The sequence below is a fragment of the Levilactobacillus brevis genome (genome assembly GCA_021383565.1).
GTDB classification, from domain to species: domain Bacteria; phylum Bacillota; class Bacilli; order Lactobacillales; family Lactobacillaceae; genus Levilactobacillus; species Levilactobacillus brevis_B.
The window spans coordinates 1,874,915-1,893,212 of record CP079699.1 but is presented as its reverse complement, the minus strand read 5'-3'; the positions used below and the strand labels follow the sequence as shown (position 1 = coordinate 1,893,212).

Genomic DNA, 18,298 nt, shown 5'->3' with positions numbered 1-18,298 from the left:
AGTTATGTATTGGTATGCCATGAAGTCACACGATATTCGGCACAACTTAGCAACCGAGCAGTACTTAATGAACAATAAGAAGTTTGATGAGCCACTGGTCTTGTTCTACTACGAAGGGCCCTGCATCATCGTTGGGCGGAATCAGAACACGTTGGAAGAAATCAATCAGAAATACGTAGAAGAAAATAACATCACGGTTACCCGTCGGTTATCGGGTGGCGGCGCTGTTTATCAAGATCTCGGCAACCTTTGCTTTAGCTTCGTGGTTGATAGCGATAGTGAAGAATTTGGCGATTTCAAATCTTTCGTCCAACCCATCGTCGACGCCTTACACGCCATGGGGGCCAAGTCCGTGGAAGTCTCTGGCCGTAACGACATCTTGGTCGACGGTAAGAAGTTCTCCGGGAACGCGATGTATTCTCACAGCGGCAAGACCTTCTCCCACGGCACGCTGATGCTTGATGTGGACCAAGACGTCATCGCTCACGCGTTGAACGTCCCAGAAGACAAGATGAAGTCCAAAGGGATTAAGTCCGTCCGCTCTCGGGTCACGAATTTAAAGCCATACTTAGCACCAGAATATCAAAACTTGACGGTTCCTGAATTCCGCGACACGTTGTTGAAGGAATTATTCCACGTGGACAACCTCGATGCCATTGCCAACAAGGAAGTTCAGATTGCCGATAGTGAAAAGGCGGCCATTGATAAGATTTTCAATGAATACTACGCAAACTGGGATTGGGTTTACGGAAATTCCCCCGAATTTACGGTTAAGAAGCGGCAACACTTTACGGCCGGAACCATCGACGCGCGGCTGTTGGTCGACGGCGGGAAGATTGAAAACATCAAGTTCTATGGTGATTTCTTCGGTCCCAGTGATGCCACGGAATTGGCGGATAAGTTGAAAGGCGTGCGCTACGACCGTGAACATGTCGGCGCCGTCTTGAACAGTGTCAACACGCAGCTCTACTTCAACGGGATTGACACCAAGGACGTCTTGGACCTCTTAGTCGATTAAATCTCGCCTAAGAATTGGCGGATTTGCTGATTTTAGTGGTCAGATACGTTAGAATAGAACATGAAATTGACGAAAGCGTGGTCGATTGCTGGCCGCGCTTTTAATTACTTAGCAATTATTGAGGAGTTTAATTTTAAATGAAAGATCGTAACGTGATTGCCTGGGCCATCATTTCACTGTTTGGCTTCCTAGTTATTAATTTTCTGATGTCGCGCTCGTTTGTCGGTTTGTCAACGTCCATGAGTGAATTCTGGCGGTCGTCTGCCTTGGCAGTTGCGCTGTACGCCATTACGATTGTTTTGGCGGCGTTGGATTGGCGGCCATCCTTCTACCTGATGGGATTGGTCATCGCCATGTACTCCCTGTCACTGATCAGCGTGCTGATCACCATGTGGAGCTACGACCACACCTCACTGATGGTACGGCTGTTGATGTCAATCGGCAGCATTGCCGTGATGGTGGCCAACGCTTACTGGTTGGTTCTCGCGTTGCGGTTGCGTAAGGCGGAACGAGACAAGCGTGATCGTAAACGATTCGGGCATTAAAACGAGGTGGGTAAATGAAGCGAGAAGTACAGGCATTTATGGATGCAGTAGCAGATGATCAAATTGAACATTTTACGGCGGAGACCACTCAGGATAAATTCTTTGCCGATCCGGATGGCGCCATGGCACCGCTAGCGGCGTTCATTCGCCAACAGATTGCCGCGGACCAGTTGGCTCAAGCCGAATTAACGCTGACCGACACGGCCGTCTCCGTGCGGTTGGAGATGAGCGTCATTAATTTGCCGCTCCAAGACACCAAGACGATTGGTAAGATTATGGAAACCAACGTAGAACAGGAACTGAACGTCTACGCGGTCATTGAGACGCCGGACATCAATGCGTCCGGTCTGCGAATCGACGCCTTGGCGCCAGCTACGACGTACGTGGATCAGGCCCAGACGGCCGATCAGAGTCTCCACGATTGGTTGGCCTTGCAGATTGAAAAACTTCAAGCGGCAGCCACCAACAAGGACGAGACCGACGTCAAGGAGAAATAACCTTGCGTTGCGTCCATCGCTGTGGTAATATTGTTCTTATGCGATGAGTCGAGAAATCACGCGTTCCTTGCTTGCAAGGGGCGTCCGCGCAAGCGGCTAGGTGAATTTGTCAGCAGGGCACATATGTCACCGTATTGTGACGTGTCTGATTTTGAGGGAATGTGGATTCCGAGATAAATCCATTCGTTTCGGCGAATGCTGTGGTAAAAACGTCTGTTTCGTCCTTAGGGATGGAGCGGGCGTTTTTTTATGGATTTCTTCAAGAAAGCGTCATCATGGGAAGACTGACGCGGCCCGTCCCTGCGAGACCTATGACTCAAGTTGGGTTAACAGACGAAGAATAGGAAATATGAATGGCTAGTATTTGGAGGGTAACGTCTTCAGGACTAGCTTTTTTGAGTGACCGGCAACAAATATCCGGCTGATCAGTGATTCGTTAAATGGCAGGTTAACTATATGGTGTTAATAGAAACATAGAACGAAACTATATCGAACAAAACTATCCATACAATAAAAAGTGTGGTATTCTTTTATATAAAATAAATGTTATAGTTTTTATACACAAAAAACTAATGAATAAAGGCGATCAATTAAGGAGAAAACTATGATGAAGATATTCTATGGTGGGTTGTTGATTCTGGGCGTCGTATTGGGCGTTGGCTTCGTGTGGAATTTCATCTGGTCACGGAGTCAGGTCAACGTGGGCGCGTTGACCGCGCAAGCGATGGTCACCGCTCGTTTCGAGCAAGTGCGGCCCAACGATCCGGTCTTCACAATAGTTGAGACAGCTCAATCTCGTGAGGATCGGGTATTCAAAGAGACCGTGGTGACGGCCAATGATGACTACGCGGTTAAGTTGTACTGGGGTGGTCATTATCGCCGGTTGTACGTGACGGCACCGCAGGGGATTAACGTCTATGAGACGAGCCACCTGACGGGCAAAGTTAGCCACGTCAAGCAGGGCGCTGCCGTAGCCGTAGTCCGGGTGGTGACTCACGGGGAGGTGACGCGCTTCCGGTTGTCTAACGGCACTTACATCACGGGCAATAAGCAGTTCGTCTCACCGGCGAAGCCCCGTGCCAAACAAGTGCGGGCAAAGACAGCGGTGCGTCGGTACGAAGATGTTAATTTGACGAATGTGGTGCAGGCCTATCAGAAGGGGGCTGGGATCGATGTCACCGGTTGGGACCACGCGAGCGGTGACAGTCGGAAGCATCGTCCGGGACGGCACCGGCAGGGAAATTACGTCGGGCCAATCTTTCAGGGGTGACGCCTGAATTGTGGGTGACTACTGTCTAGTTTGCTCAGTATACGGGAGGGATTGCCACTTGGCTACCCTTTAAAAACAAGCGGTATTATAAAAGCGTGGTCGAAGACGATTCGATCGCGTTTTTAGAGTTTGAAAGAAATTTTTTGGAGCGAGATGGACGGGTATTCATCGTGTCGGACCTTATTTACACCGTCTATAAACCATGATGTGCTTCTAAACGTATCGTCTGGGTTAATTTCATGGTAGTAGGAATTGACCGCCCTGACACCGGCCGACAGTAACCGTCTGTTTTCGTGGAATTCATGGTATCCTAGGGGTATCAAGTCTTTGGGAGGCGTTCCATGCAAGATGAATTATTTAATATTCCCCCGGTCGTCTACTGGGGGTGGCTGGTGCCGCTGTTATTCGGCGCTATCTTCTTCACCCGTTACGCGATTGAGAAGCGCCGGTTGAGCAATGGTATTTGGTTTTCGCTTTTTTTCTATTCCACCATGGCGATGCTGGCGGTCGCCATCATTGGTTTTGGTAATAAATGGCTGTTTGCCATCAGCCTGATTCTCTTTGTTGGGGTGTTGCTCCTGATAGGTCTGGCGTTCGCGCTCCAAGCCTTTCTCCTGCTGTGGAATGCGTGGATTGTCTGGCGCCGGGAGAGCCATACACTGGCCAACATGCTGACGCTGTTCTTAGGCGTGGCGATTCTGCTGGCGCCGTTCGTTGTGCGCTGGACCTCGCTCTATCTGCCGGGGCCGCTGGCAACTTTCATTAACCTCTTCCCGGGGATGGTTATTTTTTACGTGCTCTTTTGGTTCTACAACTATTTGACGATGCTGGTCATTTATCAATTTAATCATCCGCGCTATCGTCAGGACTACCTGATTGTCCTGGGCGCTGGCCTGCTCAACGGTAACGAGGTGTCACCACTACTGGGGCAGCGGATCGATCGCGCACTGAAATTTTATCGAAAGCAATTCCGTAAGATTGGCCAAGGCCCCGTGATTATCTTTTCCGGCGGTCAGGGTGGCGACGAAACGGTGGCTGAGGGCGTGGCCATGCGCCAGTACGCCATTGACCACGGCCTCCCACCGGAACAGGCGATTGCCGAGGACCAATCCAAGACAACCTACGAGAACATGGTGTTTTCTAAAAAGATTATCGATGCGCGGGGCACCGTTCAACCTAAGATTACCTTCGTGACTAACGGCTACCATACCTTTCGGGCGGGGATGATTGCCCGCAAGGCGGGGGTGCCAGCCAACGGGATTGGCGCCCATACTGCTAAATTTTTCTTGCCCAACGCCATTATTCGCGAGTACATCGCTATTTTCGTGGGCAACAAGCGCTGGCACGCGATTGCCATCGGGCTGATGTTCTTGTTGAGTCTCGTGTTGGTTTGGGCGGAGTATCAATGATAAGTAAAAAAGTGGTGAAAGGAAGTTGACGGCGAATGCGACAGAGAAAATGCCGCGCCTGAAGTGCTCATCCAAATGATAGCAGTGACCTGTCGAGGTCAGGAATACACTTTAGCCGCTATCAAGAAAGAATTCCGGAGTAAGAAACATACTTGAGCCTAATTAAAAAGAAGCACTAACCGCCACCGGTTAGTGCTTCTTGTATTATTCGTCACGATGAGCTTGGTAGCTGGCAAATGCCGCGTACCCCACTGCGATGATCAGTAAAGTTCCCAAGCCGTAAAATAAAATGTTCCCAAATGCGACCATGACTGGTTCCTCCCTCTGCCGATTAACCCTCACTATATTATCAAATGGTTAATAATGGGTAAACCGGTAACGGGGAGTTTTTTCATTTGTAATATTTCGCGCGTTACTTCACGAGGTAGACGTGGTCCTGGACCAGATCAATCTGGGTGAAATGGCGATTGAGGTCACGCGTGGCCCTATTCTCCAGTAACTCTGCGTGATTCCAGAAGGCCTCGGATCCCGTGGCCCCGTGAGGTTCGCCAATCACAACGAAGTCTACGTCGCGGTTGGTTGCCCGCAGCGCCTGCAGGAGTTCCCAGTCCAGTGGCAGGCCATCTGGTGACCAGGACATGACGACTACGCCGACCTTATCCTGATACTTTTGCCAGGCGTCCACGGCGGCCAAGGATTCAATCGGAGTCAGGGGATGCCGCCCCGTCTCGTTCTCGGCGGTCCATGCCTGACTATCCGTGGCGTAGACGGTCTTGTGGGCATCACGCAGGCCCTTGGAGATGTAGCCGTTGCCCGCCATGACTTCCAGCACGGCTCGGTCGCCCACAAAGTTTGCCAAGTCAGCCACGAATGGCGCCGAGGTGTAGGCCCACATGCCGTAGTGATTTTCCAGATAGTCCCGGAATGACCGCAAGTCGTGGTCCAGGTCCGGGAGCGCCGCAGTCAAGTCGTTCCAAATCTTATCGCCGGTAGCATCACCCGCCGGATACTGTTCGCCCAATTTTTTAAAGATCTGGTCTTGAATATCATCGGGGAGCTGCAGGAGGGGCACCTGCTGGGGCAAATCGCCCGCCGCCAGCATGCGGTCAGCCAACAGGACGTTACTGATGAGAATCTTGGCGGCCGGAATGCCGTCGAATTGATGATAATAGTCCGTCATGCGGGCGATGTAAGCCGTCTTGCGCTGCGCCAAGGGTTGATGGCGAATCTTCTTTTTTAGTTGTCGTAATTTCTTAGGATTCATGGAAAGGTCCTTTCTAAAGTACCGAGCTAAGGTCACGAAAAAGCCGACCGATAAACACCGGCCGACTCCTGACCCCTAATGGTCATCTAAGTGCAGATCCAATTCTTCTTGCTGGTTCGTATCCGGTGGCGTGACCCGATTTTCCCGGCCGTGTAGATAGCCGTCGATCAGCTGGTAAATCTCATAGCGATCGCGGCCACTCAACAGTTCTCGGTTGAAGCTCAATTGCTTCCCCGAGAGGAACAGACGGCCGAGGTCGTACTCGTCGCGTTCCGCCTTCCCGGTCAAATAATCCATGGTGACATCAAAGTATTCCGCGAGCTTGCGAACCTCGATGAATGAAGGGGTCCGAATGCCCCGCTCCCAATTCCCAATCTGTGAAGCCGTATTTGGATGATCATCCGGCCCCACGGACTGTTGTTCATTTAAGGCCGTTGCCAGTTGTTCCAATGTAATGTGTTGACCGCGCCGTAAAGCCCGAAGTCGTTCAGAAAACATTCAACTCACCCGTTTCTTTCGATAGTCTTTAATTTCATTATACCACTTAGCGTTGCTTTTAATCGAAAGTTGACTAGTTGACCAGTGAATCGGTTAGCCGCATGAACGCTGCCACGTCGCGTTTGATTAATTTGACGCCGGCTAACCAGAAATCCGGCTTCGTTAGGTCGACGCCGAGATGCTTGCGAGCCAAGTCTTCTGTAGACATATTGGCCGTATCCCGCAGCAGGGCGATGTAGCGGTCCTCGAAGTTACCCTCTTGTTGCGCCTTGGCGTAAATCCCCAGACTGAAGAGGTAGCCGAAGACGTAAGGGAAGTTGTAGAAGGACAGGTCGTCGATGTAGAAATGGAGCTTGCTGGCCCAGAGGTGTGGTGAGTAGGTCGACAGGTCGTGGCCGAATGCTTCCTTTTGGGCATTTAACATCAGTTCGTTCAGTTCGGCCGGCGTCACCAACTTCTGCTGGCGCAACTGGTAGAAGCGCGTCTCGAAGAGGAACCGGGCCCGAATGTTGAGGAACATGGCCAGGGGGTTGTCCATCTTGGCGTTGATCAGGGAGATCTTCTCGGCGGGGGTCTTAGCCGCCTTGACATTGGCGTCCGCGACGATGAGCTCACCAAAGGTCGAAGCCGTCTCCGCGACATTCATCGCGTAGTCCTGACGGAAGTAAGGCAGGTCGCTCATTACGCTTGAGTGGAAGGCGTGCCCCAGCTCATGGGCCAAGGTGGATACGTCATTTGGCGAGCCGGTAAAGGTCATGAAGATCCGTGATTCATGGGTCTCGGGGGCACTTTCCATCCAGCCGCCCGGTGCCTTGCCAGCGCGGTCCTCGGCCTCGATCCAGTTGTGTTCAAAGGCGTATTGGGCCAGCGCCGCCATCTTGGGCGAAAACTCACCGTAGTGCTTGATAATAAAGGCTGCCGCCTCGTCGTACGTAAAGTGATGGAGCTGACTACCTGGCAGATTCAACGGCGCCTCCACGTCTTGCCAGCCGGCGTGTTTCTTGCCCAGTAAGGCCGCCTTACGGTCGAGATAATCGAGGAGAAATTGCTTGTTATCGTCGACAACCTGCCAGATGGTGTTGAGTGTTGCCGCGCTTAATCGGTTATCCTTGAGCGGTTGACGCAGGAAGTCAGTGGTACCATGAGCAGCGTACTCAGTTAACCGAAAGCCGGCCAAATGATTCAGCGTATCGGCAAAGAGTTGTTCCTTATCCGTCCACGCCTGTTCCCAAGCGGGGAGTAGGTCGGCGCGGTACTGGGGGTCGGCATTGCCTAAGAGGTTGTTGTCGGCTTGCCCGGCGGAAAGGGTGATGGGGTGTCCGGACGCATCGTGGAAGGGCACGTTCACCGTGGCCACCAGTGAATCGTAGTGGGCGCTCCAGGCGGATTTGCCGTCGAGATCCAGGCGACTAATCAGGGCTTCCGTCTTGTCATCGAGTAATTCTTTCCCATCGTCACGCATCTCTTGGAGGTTGAAGGCCAGCGGTTGGAGATCAGGCTGGGCCAGCATCGCGGTGAAATTGGCATCGGGAACCTGAACCAAGACCTTCTTGAGCTTACCGCTGACGTTCTCGGCCTCGGTCTCCAGCCGGCTGAGTTGCGCGTTCACCGGCGCCACTTCGGGATTGTTGATGTCGGCCGAACCCACGGCAGAGATGAACAGCCCGGCTTGGCCAATCCCGGCCTCAATCGCCTGAAGTTGCGTGATAAGCTTGATAAATTGCTGATACTGGGGGGCATCGCTGGCCGCGTCCCAACGATCTAGCAAGTCACCGAGCGTTGCGATGGCCGTCTTTAATTTTGCTAATTTTGCTTTTAATTGCGCGGAATTAATCCCGCCGCTAAAGAGTGAATCCAAATCCCAATTCAACGAATATTTCATCAATAAAGCCTCCTAAGTTGGCCACGTACTGCGGATTGTCTTGAATAGTAAAAGGTGAGCCGTACCGTGACTAAATATTTCAAAATCGGATGTTTTGAGCAACGTGGCCTGGTCGCCTTACCGTTGCGAAATCTAGGCTGGAACGCTGGTAAATGCCCCGGCTGAGCCTAGATTTCGCTTCACTCACGGCTACGATGGTTGTGTACTTGACAATGCGCGTTGCCGTATTCAGATAGAATGCGAACACGGGCTGACGCTGGAAGCAACTGTTCTGCCGGAGATCGTCGGAAGCGGCCAATTCATGGTCAAAAAACAGAATCAGACTAGTATTTGATGATTCAGCTTATCTTTCAACCCTTAGTCACGTGATTCTAGCCAAAAACTAGGCACGGGTTGAGCCTATTATAGCAAACTTCATATAGATTGCGCTGGTTCGAAGAACTTCGTATACTAACACAAGAGAGAAATGTGGCCACTGGCATTGCGTGGCCCGAGAATTGGGAGGCAACAACTGTGAGTAAACGAAAAAGATGGGGGCTGATTAGCCTCGGTATCCTGGTCGTATTGATTGTTGGGGGGCTATTGGGCGCGAGCCTGTACTTCTACAACATGACGGTCGCTAGTGGGAAGAAGAGCTTTGTGGCCACCAGTACAACTCTGAAGAAGAATGATCCGCTGTATCAACAGAAGAAGTGGTATCGTGATGTGCCAAAGCAGCATTGGACGGAAAAGGCGGCCGGTGCGAATTTGAAATTAGTCGCGGACTACATCCCCGCCGCGACGACCACTAAGAAGACGGTGGTCCTGGTCCACGGTTTTGGGTCCAACAAGGAAGCCATGGGAGGTTACGTGGCGATGTTCCATCGGCTGGGCTACAACACGTTGATTCCCGACACTCGCGGACAGGGTCAGAGTCAAGGCAAGGTCATCAGCTATGGGTATTACGAAAGCAAGGACTATTTGAAATGGGTCAACCAAGTCATTGCCAAACAAGGCCAACACGCGCAGGTCGTCCTGTTCGGTGTGTCCATGGGCGGGGCCACGACCATGATGACCAGTGGTCTGAAGACGCCGAGTCAACTGAAGGCCTACATTGAAGACTGTGGCTATACCGATGCGCAGGCGGAGATTACCTATCAGGCTAAGCAGATGTATAACATTCCTTATTGGCCGCTGGTCCCGCTGACCAGTGCGGTAGCCAAGGCAAAGGCCGGGTTTAATTTTAAAGACGCCAACGCTTTAGCCGCGGTCAAGAAGAACCACAAGCCAATGCTGTTTATTCACGGGGGCGCCGATGCCTTCGTGCCCACGCGGATGGTGTACCAAGTCTACCGTGCCGATGCCGGCCCTAAGCAGTTACTGGTCGTTCCGGGCGCCAAGCACGCCGCGGCCTTATCGCACAGTCCGGCCCGCTACACGCAAAAGGTGAAGGCCTTTCTGGCCGAGTACATTCACTAATCTGGAGGAGATGAAGCGTCATGGAAACCGTGGTCACCAAGCAATTTCGTCCCTTAACCGACACCATCTTGGCTCTGGATGCCACGCTCTTGATGGGCATAATCGACGCCGATACCTTTCTCCAACACGGTGAGGCCTTCGTCAGCGCTCAGACCGGGAATTTGGTTGTGGGCGTGGTCAAGCTGGTCACGGACGGCTGGCAGGCCGCTTGGACTAACGGCGTCGTGTGGATCGGCTACTTTATCGGCTGTTTTGTGGCGCAAGGCCTGAGTGAGCAGCTGAGTCAGGGGAATCCGCGCCGGCAGATGCGTTGGCTCATGGTGATTGATGTCGTGGCCTACGCGCTGATTGCCTTTTTCCAGCAAGACTTGGCCGATCCGTGGCTCCTCTTTTTGCTGGGAATTGTGGCTGGCTATGAGCTGACGACCTTTCGTCAGGTAGGTGGCGTGGCCATTAATAATGGCGTCATGACGGGCAATACGAAGGGGCTGGCAACGAGTTGCTATCGGGCGCTCTTTGACCACGATCGGGTCGCGCGGCATCGCCTCAGTCAGCTAGCTGGCGTACTGGTTACGTTTCTGGTGGGCTGTGCTGTAGGCGTGTGGCTAGCGAATTTAGCGGCTATCGATGTTCTTTGGGTGGCCAGCGGGTTCAAGGCCCTGTTGCTCTGCTGGTTGTTCGTTCCGGCTGCGATGGAAAAACCAACGGCGTGAACGGTTGGGTTGTGGCCGTAAATAGCGTATAATTAACGAGATAAGTGACCAACCCACCCGAGAAACTCTCGGGACTGAAAACTAAGGAGCACAGCATATTGTTAATAACAGGACTAATCATCGGTCTGTTGTTGATCGGGCTGGTGCTCGGCTACCTCGTGAGACAGCGGCAGCACCGCACGGAATTATTGGCGGTGCAAGCCAAGGCCCGCGAGATTATTGCCCAGGCAACCGAGCAGACCAAGGAAAAGGTGGACCAACTCCACGAGAAGAGTCAACGCGCCACCTTGGCCTATCAACAATCCGTAAAAGACGAACTGACCGAACAGCAGAATGATATACAGGTAAGAGAACAACGCCGGCAACAGCGTGAGAAGTTGCTGGGCCAAATGGCCGTGAGATTGGACGACCAAACGGCCATGTTGGACGAACGCAATCAGGCCAACCGTGAGCAACGCCAGGCCATTCATCTCCTCCATGATCAAGCCGGCCAACTCCGCGAGAAATGCGAGGAGACTTTGGCCGAGCAGGCGGAGATGGATACGAAGGCCGCCCAAGACAAGGTGGTTCAAGACACCGAGTTGGCGTTGAAGCGCGACCGTGACGTTGAGGTTAAGGCCTTGAACGATAACGCGGAAGCCAGTGCCGAACGGTGGGCCAAGGACGTGGTACTTTCCGCCACCGAGAGTGGTCCTCAGGACTTGCCTAAGGAACACTTGGAGCACACCGTCACCGTGCCAAACGGTGAGATTCGCAGTAAGATTATCGGGCGCGAGGGTCAACATATTCGGCTTCTCGAGACGTTGACCGGGACGGATTTGATTTTTGTGCCGGACGATAACACCACGTTATTTATCAGCACGCATGACCCGATTCGTCGGGAAGTGGCCCGGGTGGCCCTGACGAATCTGGTCGCGAGTCGGCGTATTTCGGCCACGCAGATTGAGACGCAGGTTGAAAACGCCCAGCGTGACGTCAATCACAGCCTGTGGGAGACTGGGGAACAGACCGTAAGTCTCCTACACGTGGGCTGGATGCACCCCGATTTGATGAAGCTGATTGGACGACTCAAGTACCGGACCAGTTATGGGCAAAATGTCTTGCTGCACTCGATTGAAGTGGCCCAGTTGACAGGGGCTATGGCAGCTCGGTTAGGCTACAACACCCGACTTGCGCGGCGAGCCGGTCTCCTGCACGATTTAGGGAAAGCCATTGACCACGAAGTCGAGGGCACTCACGTGGAGATTGGGACGGAATTTGCGCAGAAATACGGTGAGGATGAAGTCGTCATCAATGCCATTGCGGCCCACCATGGGGATGTCGAGAAGACCTCGCCGCTCTCGGATCTGGTCGCGGCGGCTGATGCCATCTCCGGTGCGCGACCGGGTGCGCGGAGCGAATCAGTTGAGGATTACATCAACCGACTGCGGGCGCTGGAAAAGATCGCCAACGACCAGGATGGCGTCTCAGAAAGTTACGCTATTCAAGCCGGTCGGGAGCTCCGGATTATTGTGAAGCCGCAGGAACTGGACGATCATGCGGCGGCCAACCTCACCCAAGAGGTGGCGCAACAGATCGAAGAGAAGTTGACCTATCCGGGTAAGATTAAGGTCACGACGATTCGGACGTCAACGGCGGTAGAATACGTCGGTGACGAGAAGAAAAAGAAGAAGAAAAAGGCGGCCAACGCTTAGTACGGCAGCCGTTAGTAGACAGTCACGTCTCAGCGAAAGTTAGCGCTGGATGTGGCTGTTTTTAGATTGACCTTGGTTAAAGCCAAAAAGAGCCGTTATCACGAGTATCTCGTTTAAGAGATAACCGTGATAACGGCTTTTTAGCAACGCAAAAATTATTCGGGATCGTAAACCACGGAGAAGTTCTTATTCGCAGTGGCATCGATCGTGGGATGCGCTTGGAGATAATCGGCGATGATTTCACTCATTGCCCCTTGGCTTTCGGCGCGAATCTTATCGGCGCTGTACATCGGGTAATGGCCGCCACCGACCGCGCGGTATTGGTTCAACGCGATGCGGAGGTGTTGGTCATCGGCAATCGGTTGCCCGTGATACGTGAGGTTTTCGATGCGGTGGCCCATCGGCTTGGCGACGTTAATGCGGTAGTCGACGCCCTCGTACATGTCGTAATTGTATTGGCGACGCTTAGGATGAATAAAGGCAGGATTGACAATGATCTGGCCATCCTGCGAGCTGAAGTAACGGGCAGTCACTTCCAGCGCGCCCTTTAAGTCCGCCCCGGTAATGTTTAAGAGGGATAGACCGTTGGGATAAACGTAATTTGTCATGATGTTACGCATGGTAATGGGATTTTCAAAGCCCCGGGCCTCATCGTTGAAGAGGGCGGTAGCGGAGATGTCCGTGCCCATCGTGGCCATTTGGACTTTTTGAATGAATTCAATGTAAGGTGTCTCGTCAATTCTAGCGGCAAAGGGATCGGTGAAGGTCATATCGCCCTTGATGTGGCCGAGGGGCTGATCGAGCCAGTGACCGACCTCACGATTCAAGCCGTCCGCGGCCGTTAAGACCTTTTGATCAAGCGGCGCATCGGCTGCGGAGACCAATTCGGAATCGTGGTCGACGACGGTGATTTTGCCCGTGGCGTCGCGCTCCAAGTCCAGCGTAATCTTGCCAATGGCTTGACCCCGGAAACCCGGTTGGGTCGTGGGGATGTCAAAAACATCGGTGGCGAGCTGACGATGCTGGTGGCCGGTGACCAAAGCATCGATGCCCGGAATGGCCTCTAAAATGTGGTAGGCTTCGTTTTCGCCCACGTGAATGTCGTTGGGCTTACCGGTGGTTAAATCACGCTCAAAGCCGCCGTGATAGCACACCACGACGATGTCAGCCTGTTCGCGAATAATCGGTACGTATTTTTTCGCGGCGATGTAGGCAGACTCGAACTGCAGGCCGCTGATGTTGGTGGCCTTTTCCCATTTATAGACGGCTTGGGTGGTGAGTCCCAAGACGCCAATCTTGATGCCGTCTTTTTCGATAATGCGGTAAGGCTGGCCGTATTCGGGATCGCCATTGTTATCCAGAATATTGGCGCAGAGAATGGTGCGTTTGGCGTCACGAATGGCAGCCTGTAGGTAGTCTTGGCCGTAATTGAATTCATGATTGCCCAGAATTCCGCAATCATAGTCGATTTGATTATAGATGGCCATCAGTGGCTGCGGGTCGCGGTCAGGCTTGACCCGGGCCACGTAGTACGCCAGCGGTGAACCTTCCAAAAAATCACCGTTTTCAATGGTCACCACGGGGCCCTGCGTCTTCGCGATGGCCTGTTCCTGAGCAATTACGGTGGCTGCTCGGGCCAGTCCGAACCCCAAGTGACTGCCCTTCTTCACGTAATTCGTGGGAAAGACGTACCCGTGGGTATCGCTTGTGGATAAAATTGTCAGCTTCATTAGATCTCACCCTCCAATAACGTCTAACAGATTATTAGCGAACAGCCGCCAAATCTATAACGTGTTAAAGAAATTATAAGCTAGTTTGTTGCGAGTGTAAATTTACGATGGCAAATTCTCTGTAATTATGAGGAGTTTTCTCACAAATTCGGGGTAAAAGGGTGGAGTAACCGCTTTCTTTGAGGGAATACCGAGATAGTGAAGCTTAAGGATTGTGGTGATAGTTAATCTTTGTGTTGTGGGTTAATTGGGTTATCTGATTTGTTCTCATAGTTTATGTTACGGAGACTTGCGGCTTCTGAAACGTGTTCCCTCGGGCAGCCCCCTCCGCTTAACCCCGATAAGCAGCGACTCGGTTGGTGGTCATTGTTGGCTAATTTTGTTCGGAGCGTTAGGTTTTTCTCTCGTAGTTTATGTTAGGGAAACTTGCGGCCTCTGAAACGCGTTCCCTCCGGCAGGTCCCTGCGCTTAGAAAGTTAAGTGACTCCTGTCCGGCGAGGCCGAACAGAAGCCCCTTAACTCCCTAATGCTCAGGACCTAAGCGCCGGGGCTCACGCTCTTATACAAAAAAACAGCAACCGAACCAAAATGTCCGCGTTGCTGCTTGAAGAAAAAACGTTTATTACGTTTGGAGTTTGGCCGATACCATAGCGGGTCGACCGTAATTTTTACTTTGGAGGAGTAAAATTATCAACTTATTCGTTCGTAAATTCGTAAGTTATGTGGCTAACTATAACAGGTAATTGTGAAGAAAATATGACGGTGGTTCAGAAAGTTAGGCAGTTTCCGCAATTTCTTGGGTGTATAACATCTGGTCAGTCGAGACCTGTTGATAGAGCTCATCGGCCAATTCGGCGGGGATTGTGCCGGCCGTTCTTTGCTGACGAATGTAGGTGTATTCGTACTGAAAGGCCTGAATAAATAATTCATTCTGGTGGTCGTTGGATTTGGTCGTTTCGAAGCGTCGGTGGCGAGCGTTGTAGTAATTACGCACGGAGTTAACCTCTGCTTGGTTGTCGACCGTGGAGATTTCCGTCAAAAAGGCAATGACGTTGGTGTAGATATCCTGTTCAATCTTTAAGAAGTTTTCGCGCTGGCGGGCACTTGCACGCGGGTCGCGGCGAGCGGAACGGCGGAGTTGCCCCTTTTCTTGCTGAATGCGCTGCTGTTGCCGTTGAAGCTGTTGGGGAGTAGGGTGGCTCGCTTGGAGCTGTTGTTGCTGTTGGGCAATTCGCTGTTTGCGGCGCCGTTTACGACTCAACATGAATTTGAGGCGGTGCCAGACGAAACGGATCCATAGGGTCAGATTGACAAAGGGATTGTGGCTCGTCATTTGAGATTTCAGGACCAGCATCCGGACGTAACGGTTGGCATAACCGTTGGGGATGACGCCGGTGTCTGCCAGTTCTTGGACGGTCTGAACCTCAATCTGGGTGGCTTGATTCAGGAGCTCACGAATCTTTTTCTTATCAGGACGCGCACCGGTGGCCTGACTATTTAAGATCTCAATGACCGCTTGCGTGGCAGCCGGATGGTCGGGGTTTTCCTGGACCAAGCGCTCGGATGCATAGGCCACGAGCGCCTTACGTTGTTGGGCGATGGTTGCGGGATCTACGGCGACTTGCTTCTTCGGTAGGATGAAGGGCAGAACCAGCGTGGGCACCAGCAAACTCAGGATAATCACGATAGCCGCGATGAAAATCATCGTGTTACGGTACGGGAAGGCCGTGCCGTGGAGGGTGAGGGGCAGTGAAAAGGCCATGGCCAAAGTAATGGTTCCGTGAACCCCAGAAAGCGCGCCAATCAAGGCATTGTGTGGCCGCTCGTCTTTTTTAGAGCGGATCAAGGCCCAGTCCAGTCGAATCCAGAGGTAACGTAAGGCCAACATGACCAGATATAAGATAACGGCTAGGAGAATGAATTGCGTTAATGATTTATTATGATCCTGTTGAATATTTACCCATACGGTGGGGAGTGAGACCCCGAGCAAGACGAAGACGAAGCCGTTTAAAATATTGGTGAAGATGCTCCACGTCGAGCGTGAGACTAACTGGAGTTGCGTACTGGATAGGCGTAATTGGTTGGTCGAGGCACTGTAGATGAGCCCGGCGGCAACCACCGCTAGGATGCCGGATAAATCGAGGTGTTCGGCGGCTAGGTAAATCAAGAAGGGCACCATGATGTCGAAGGGTACAATGACGCTGGAAGAATCCTTGCCGCTTTGCACCAGATAGACGCGGACCATGACGGCGGCAATCCCCAATACAAGACCGATCAGCAGCCCACCGAGGAAAACGACGAAGAAGTGTTTGATCCCGGCCCCCACGGAGAATTGACCGGTGGTGAACGCGGCTAGTGCTAGGTTAAAGGCCACTAACCCAGAGGCGTCGTTGAAGAGGGATTCACGTTCCAGCATCCCCATGACACGCTCCGGGACGGCCATGTTGCTGGTGATCGAAGAGACTGCGACGGCATCCGTTGGCGTGACGATTGCCGCCAGGGCGAAGGCGAGCGCTAGCGGAATACTGGCGAGGATGGCGTGGCTCAGATAGCCCATGCCGATGACGGTCAGTACGGCGAGGACGACTGCCATGGAGACGATGGACCCCACATTTTTACGGAGCTCATGGGCGTTGGCATTTTGCCCGTCGTAAAACATCAACGGTGCGATGATGATCAGCATGAACATCTCGGGTTCAAGGATAAAGTGGTGGTACATCGGCACCAGTGAAAGCAATGCGCCCATGAAGATCTGGTAGAAGGCTTTGGGGATGACGGGAAAATAAGGATAGATGGTATTAGCGACGATGGTGGCCAAGATGAGTAAGATAACGGCATAAAAGGCTAGCACGGCGAACTCCTCCAAGATAAAATAGTTGCTCCTATTCTACGCCAATCGAACTAAAAAAGGCGTAGGAAAGACACGTAAAATGAAAAAATTGGCCACTTCGGTTAGTTTGAGTAAGCGCTTTTATAAACGTGGCTGAAAGCGCTAATGAATAATTAAACACTAGTAATGAATATAAATACATTAAGGATAAAAAGAGACGCCTGGCTGGTTCATTTTTGAGTGATTAGGCGATAATTGTAGATAGTTGTGTGAGTAACCTAACTTTGTGGAAGCCTAGATAGCGGTAACTACAGCGATATTAATAAATTATCACAAGCTGATTTTGCCCGTGAAAAATAGTTGGCAAACCCAACCAACCCCCTTATAAATGTCGGCTGCTATTTAGAAAGTTTCCAAAAAGGGTTGATTATTCATTCAATTGTGGTAACATATAAGTTGGTTCTACTAGATAGTTCAGTGAAATGTTCGGGGGGAACCAAAAGAAGTCAGTTGTTTTTTCTATCGTTACTCAATCCAACGATAAGGAAGTGCTTAGATATGATCAATTTGTATATTGCGCCAAGTAGCGCATCCAGTCGGAAGGCACGGGCTTGGCTCAAGGACCATGACATTGCGTTCAACGAACGGAATATCAAGTCCAAGCCATTGAATGCCGCCGAGGTTAAGCAGATTCTTCGCTTAACTGAAAATGGCAGCGAGGACATCATTTCTACCCGGTCGAACGTGTTTAAAGAATTACACGTGGACCTCGATAGTTTATCAGTGAGTCAACTCGTTGACTTAGTTGTTAAGTACCCAGACCTCATCAAGCGTCCCATCATTTTCGATGACAAGCGTTTGGAAGTTGGTTACAACGAAGAGGAAATTCGCCGGTTCTTACCACGTGAAGTGCGGACGGCCGAATTACACCATTTGGAATCACAATTAAGCTCATAGGCCGAATCGATCAGTTCTCGGGGGAGTGCTGGTCGGTTTTTTGTGGCAAGCGATTTTTAACCTAAATAAATAGATAAGCGATTACCCGGCAACCGAGAGGCTGTGGGTAATCGCTTTTTTGTTGTGGTCTGAATTTTGACGATGAGGGCAAACGTGCCGGGGGAATCACGCAGCACGCCTATCGGTCAATTCAATTAAAAGTAACTATACGTGTTGTTGCTTGCGGTAGCTACGCGCCATATTGGTGTACCCCAGTTGCTCCAAGGTGTCGACCACGGTTGCTTCAATCGTCCCGGTAGCCACCACGTCAAAGCCTGCTAACTGGGCGACAATCAGGCTTTCAACCCGGTGCACGACGGTGGGGTCATTGGTGAGGGCAGTTAACGCGGCGTGAATTTGCCGGGGATTAAACGGAGCGTGTTCACCAGCTGGATTTTCCACAGTTAGACCACCTGGATGCATCGTCGTCTGTGATCTTCTTAAAACGTCCATAGTCTTTAGCCCTCCTAGGTTTATCGGGCCCGTTAAGCACA

15 protein-coding genes are annotated in these 18,298 nt (G+C 51.8%); 9 read left to right on the top strand and 6 right to left on the bottom strand.

The features are described 5' to 3' along the window. The first annotated feature begins 4 nt into the window (after window positions 1–4). The 5 genes from KB236_08880 to KB236_08860 all read left to right on the top strand — a co-directional run bounded on the left by KB236_08880 (window position 5) and on the right by KB236_08860 (window position 4,739). The gene (locus KB236_08880; GenBank protein ID UIF28651.1) at window positions 5–1,018 is read left to right on the top strand and encodes a lipoate--protein ligase; all 1,014 of its coding nucleotides are present in this window, start codon (window positions 5–7) and stop codon (window positions 1,016–1,018) included. A 137-nt stretch (window positions 1,019–1,155) separates the two neighbouring features. Then, complete coding sequence (locus tag KB236_08875; protein UIF28650.1) at window positions 1,156–1,563, top strand: hypothetical protein; 408 nt, start codon at window positions 1,156–1,158, stop codon at window positions 1,561–1,563. A gap of 14 nt (window positions 1,564–1,577) precedes the next feature. Continuing rightward, a complete protein-coding gene (locus tag KB236_08870) occupies window positions 1,578–2,060 on the top strand; it encodes a hypothetical protein (GenBank protein ID UIF28649.1) in 483 nt (160 codons plus the stop codon). Between the two features lie 604 nt (window positions 2,061–2,664). After that, window positions 2,665–3,330, top strand: a complete 666-nt coding sequence (locus KB236_08865) for a hypothetical protein (GenBank protein UIF28648.1) — start codon at window positions 2,665–2,667, stop codon at window positions 3,328–3,330. Window positions 3,331–3,671: 341 nt separating this feature from the next. Next, the gene (locus KB236_08860; GenBank protein UIF28647.1) at window positions 3,672–4,739 is read left to right on the top strand and encodes a YdcF family protein; all 1,068 of its coding nucleotides are present in this window, start codon (window positions 3,672–3,674) and stop codon (window positions 4,737–4,739) included. A 412-nt stretch (window positions 4,740–5,151) separates the two neighbouring features. Here KB236_08860 and KB236_08855 read toward each other — a convergent pair whose 3' ends face one another. The 3 genes from KB236_08855 to KB236_08845 all read right to left on the bottom strand — a co-directional run bounded on the left by KB236_08855 (window position 5,152) and on the right by KB236_08845 (window position 8,383). Further along, a complete protein-coding gene (locus tag KB236_08855; GenBank protein UIF28646.1) occupies window positions 5,152–6,003 on the bottom strand; it encodes an SAM-dependent methyltransferase in 852 nt (283 codons plus the stop codon). Window positions 6,004–6,078: 75 nt separating this feature from the next. Beyond that, window positions 6,079–6,501, bottom strand: a complete 423-nt coding sequence (locus KB236_08850) for a helix-turn-helix domain-containing protein (GenBank protein UIF28645.1) — start codon at window positions 6,499–6,501, stop codon at window positions 6,079–6,081. A 73-nt stretch (window positions 6,502–6,574) separates the two neighbouring features. Then, complete coding sequence (locus KB236_08845; protein ID UIF28644.1) at window positions 6,575–8,383, bottom strand: M3 family oligoendopeptidase; 1,809 nt, start codon at window positions 8,381–8,383, stop codon at window positions 6,575–6,577. Between the two features lie 513 nt (window positions 8,384–8,896). Here KB236_08845 and KB236_08840 point away from each other — a divergent pair. The 3 genes from KB236_08840 to rny all read left to right on the top strand — a co-directional run bounded on the left by KB236_08840 (window position 8,897) and on the right by rny (window position 12,248). Further along, complete coding sequence (locus tag KB236_08840; GenBank protein ID UIF28643.1) at window positions 8,897–9,841, top strand: alpha/beta hydrolase; 945 nt, start codon at window positions 8,897–8,899, stop codon at window positions 9,839–9,841. A 20-nt stretch (window positions 9,842–9,861) separates the two neighbouring features. Beyond that, entirely contained in the window at window positions 9,862–10,554 is a 693-nt protein-coding gene (locus KB236_08835; GenBank protein UIF28642.1) for a DUF1275 domain-containing protein, read from the top strand. A gap of 98 nt (window positions 10,555–10,652) precedes the next feature. Next, complete coding sequence (rny, locus tag KB236_08830) at window positions 10,653–12,248, top strand: ribonuclease Y (GenBank protein UIF28641.1); 1,596 nt, start codon at window positions 10,653–10,655, stop codon at window positions 12,246–12,248. 155 nt (window positions 12,249–12,403) lie between these two features. On the opposite strand, the gene KB236_08825 is transcribed toward rny, so the two are convergent. Both KB236_08825 and KB236_08820 read right to left on the bottom strand, forming a co-directional pair. Beyond that, the gene (locus KB236_08825; GenBank protein UIF28640.1) at window positions 12,404–13,978 is read right to left on the bottom strand and encodes a bifunctional metallophosphatase/5'-nucleotidase; all 1,575 of its coding nucleotides are present in this window, start codon (window positions 13,976–13,978) and stop codon (window positions 12,404–12,406) included. Window positions 13,979–14,753: 775 nt separating this feature from the next. Beyond that, on the bottom strand, window positions 14,754–16,829 hold the full coding sequence (locus KB236_08820; GenBank protein ID UIF28639.1) for a sodium:proton antiporter: 2,076 nt from the start codon (window positions 16,827–16,829) through the stop codon (window positions 14,754–14,756). A gap of 537 nt (window positions 16,830–17,366) precedes the next feature. Between KB236_08820 and spx the strand changes: the two genes are divergently transcribed. Continuing rightward, complete coding sequence (gene spx / locus KB236_08815; GenBank protein ID UIF28638.1) at window positions 17,367–17,765, top strand: transcriptional regulator Spx; 399 nt, start codon at window positions 17,367–17,369, stop codon at window positions 17,763–17,765. Window positions 17,766–17,969: 204 nt separating this feature from the next. On the opposite strand, the gene KB236_08810 is transcribed toward spx, so the two are convergent. Beyond that, window positions 17,970–18,257, bottom strand: a complete 288-nt coding sequence (locus tag KB236_08810) for a hypothetical protein (protein UIF28637.1) — start codon at window positions 18,255–18,257, stop codon at window positions 17,970–17,972. Window positions 18,258–18,298: the final 41 nt, after the last annotated feature.

Excerpts from the sequence above, each read along its gene's own strand:
- KB236_08880 (UIF28651.1), top strand. The coding sequence starts at position 5 with ATGTATTGGTATGCCATGAAGTCACACGATATTCGGCACAACTTAGCA.
- KB236_08875 (UIF28650.1), top strand. The coding sequence starts at position 1,156 with ATGAAAGATCGTAACGTGATTGCCTGGGCCATCATTTCACTGTTTGGC.
- KB236_08870 (UIF28649.1), top strand. The coding sequence starts at position 1,578 with ATGAAGCGAGAAGTACAGGCATTTATGGATGCAGTAGCAGATGATCAA.
- KB236_08865 (UIF28648.1), top strand. The coding sequence starts at position 2,665 with ATGATGAAGATATTCTATGGTGGGTTGTTGATTCTGGGCGTCGTATTG.
- KB236_08860 (UIF28647.1), top strand. The coding sequence starts at position 3,672 with ATGCAAGATGAATTATTTAATATTCCCCCGGTCGTCTACTGGGGGTGG.
- KB236_08855 (UIF28646.1), bottom strand. The coding sequence starts at position 6,003 with ATGAATCCTAAGAAATTACGACAACTAAAAAAGAAGATTCGCCATCAA.
- KB236_08850 (UIF28645.1), bottom strand. The coding sequence starts at position 6,501 with ATGTTTTCTGAACGACTTCGGGCTTTACGGCGCGGTCAACACATTACA.
- KB236_08845 (UIF28644.1), bottom strand. The coding sequence starts at position 8,383 with ATGAAATATTCGTTGAATTGGGATTTGGATTCACTCTTTAGCGGCGGG.
- KB236_08835 (UIF28642.1), top strand. The coding sequence starts at position 9,862 with ATGGAAACCGTGGTCACCAAGCAATTTCGTCCCTTAACCGACACCATC.
- KB236_08825 (UIF28640.1), bottom strand. The coding sequence starts at position 13,978 with ATGAAGCTGACAATTTTATCCACAAGCGATACCCACGGGTACGTCTTT.
- spx (UIF28638.1), top strand. The coding sequence starts at position 17,367 with ATGATCAATTTGTATATTGCGCCAAGTAGCGCATCCAGTCGGAAGGCA.
- KB236_08810 (UIF28637.1), bottom strand. The coding sequence starts at position 18,257 with ATGGACGTTTTAAGAAGATCACAGACGACGATGCATCCAGGTGGTCTA.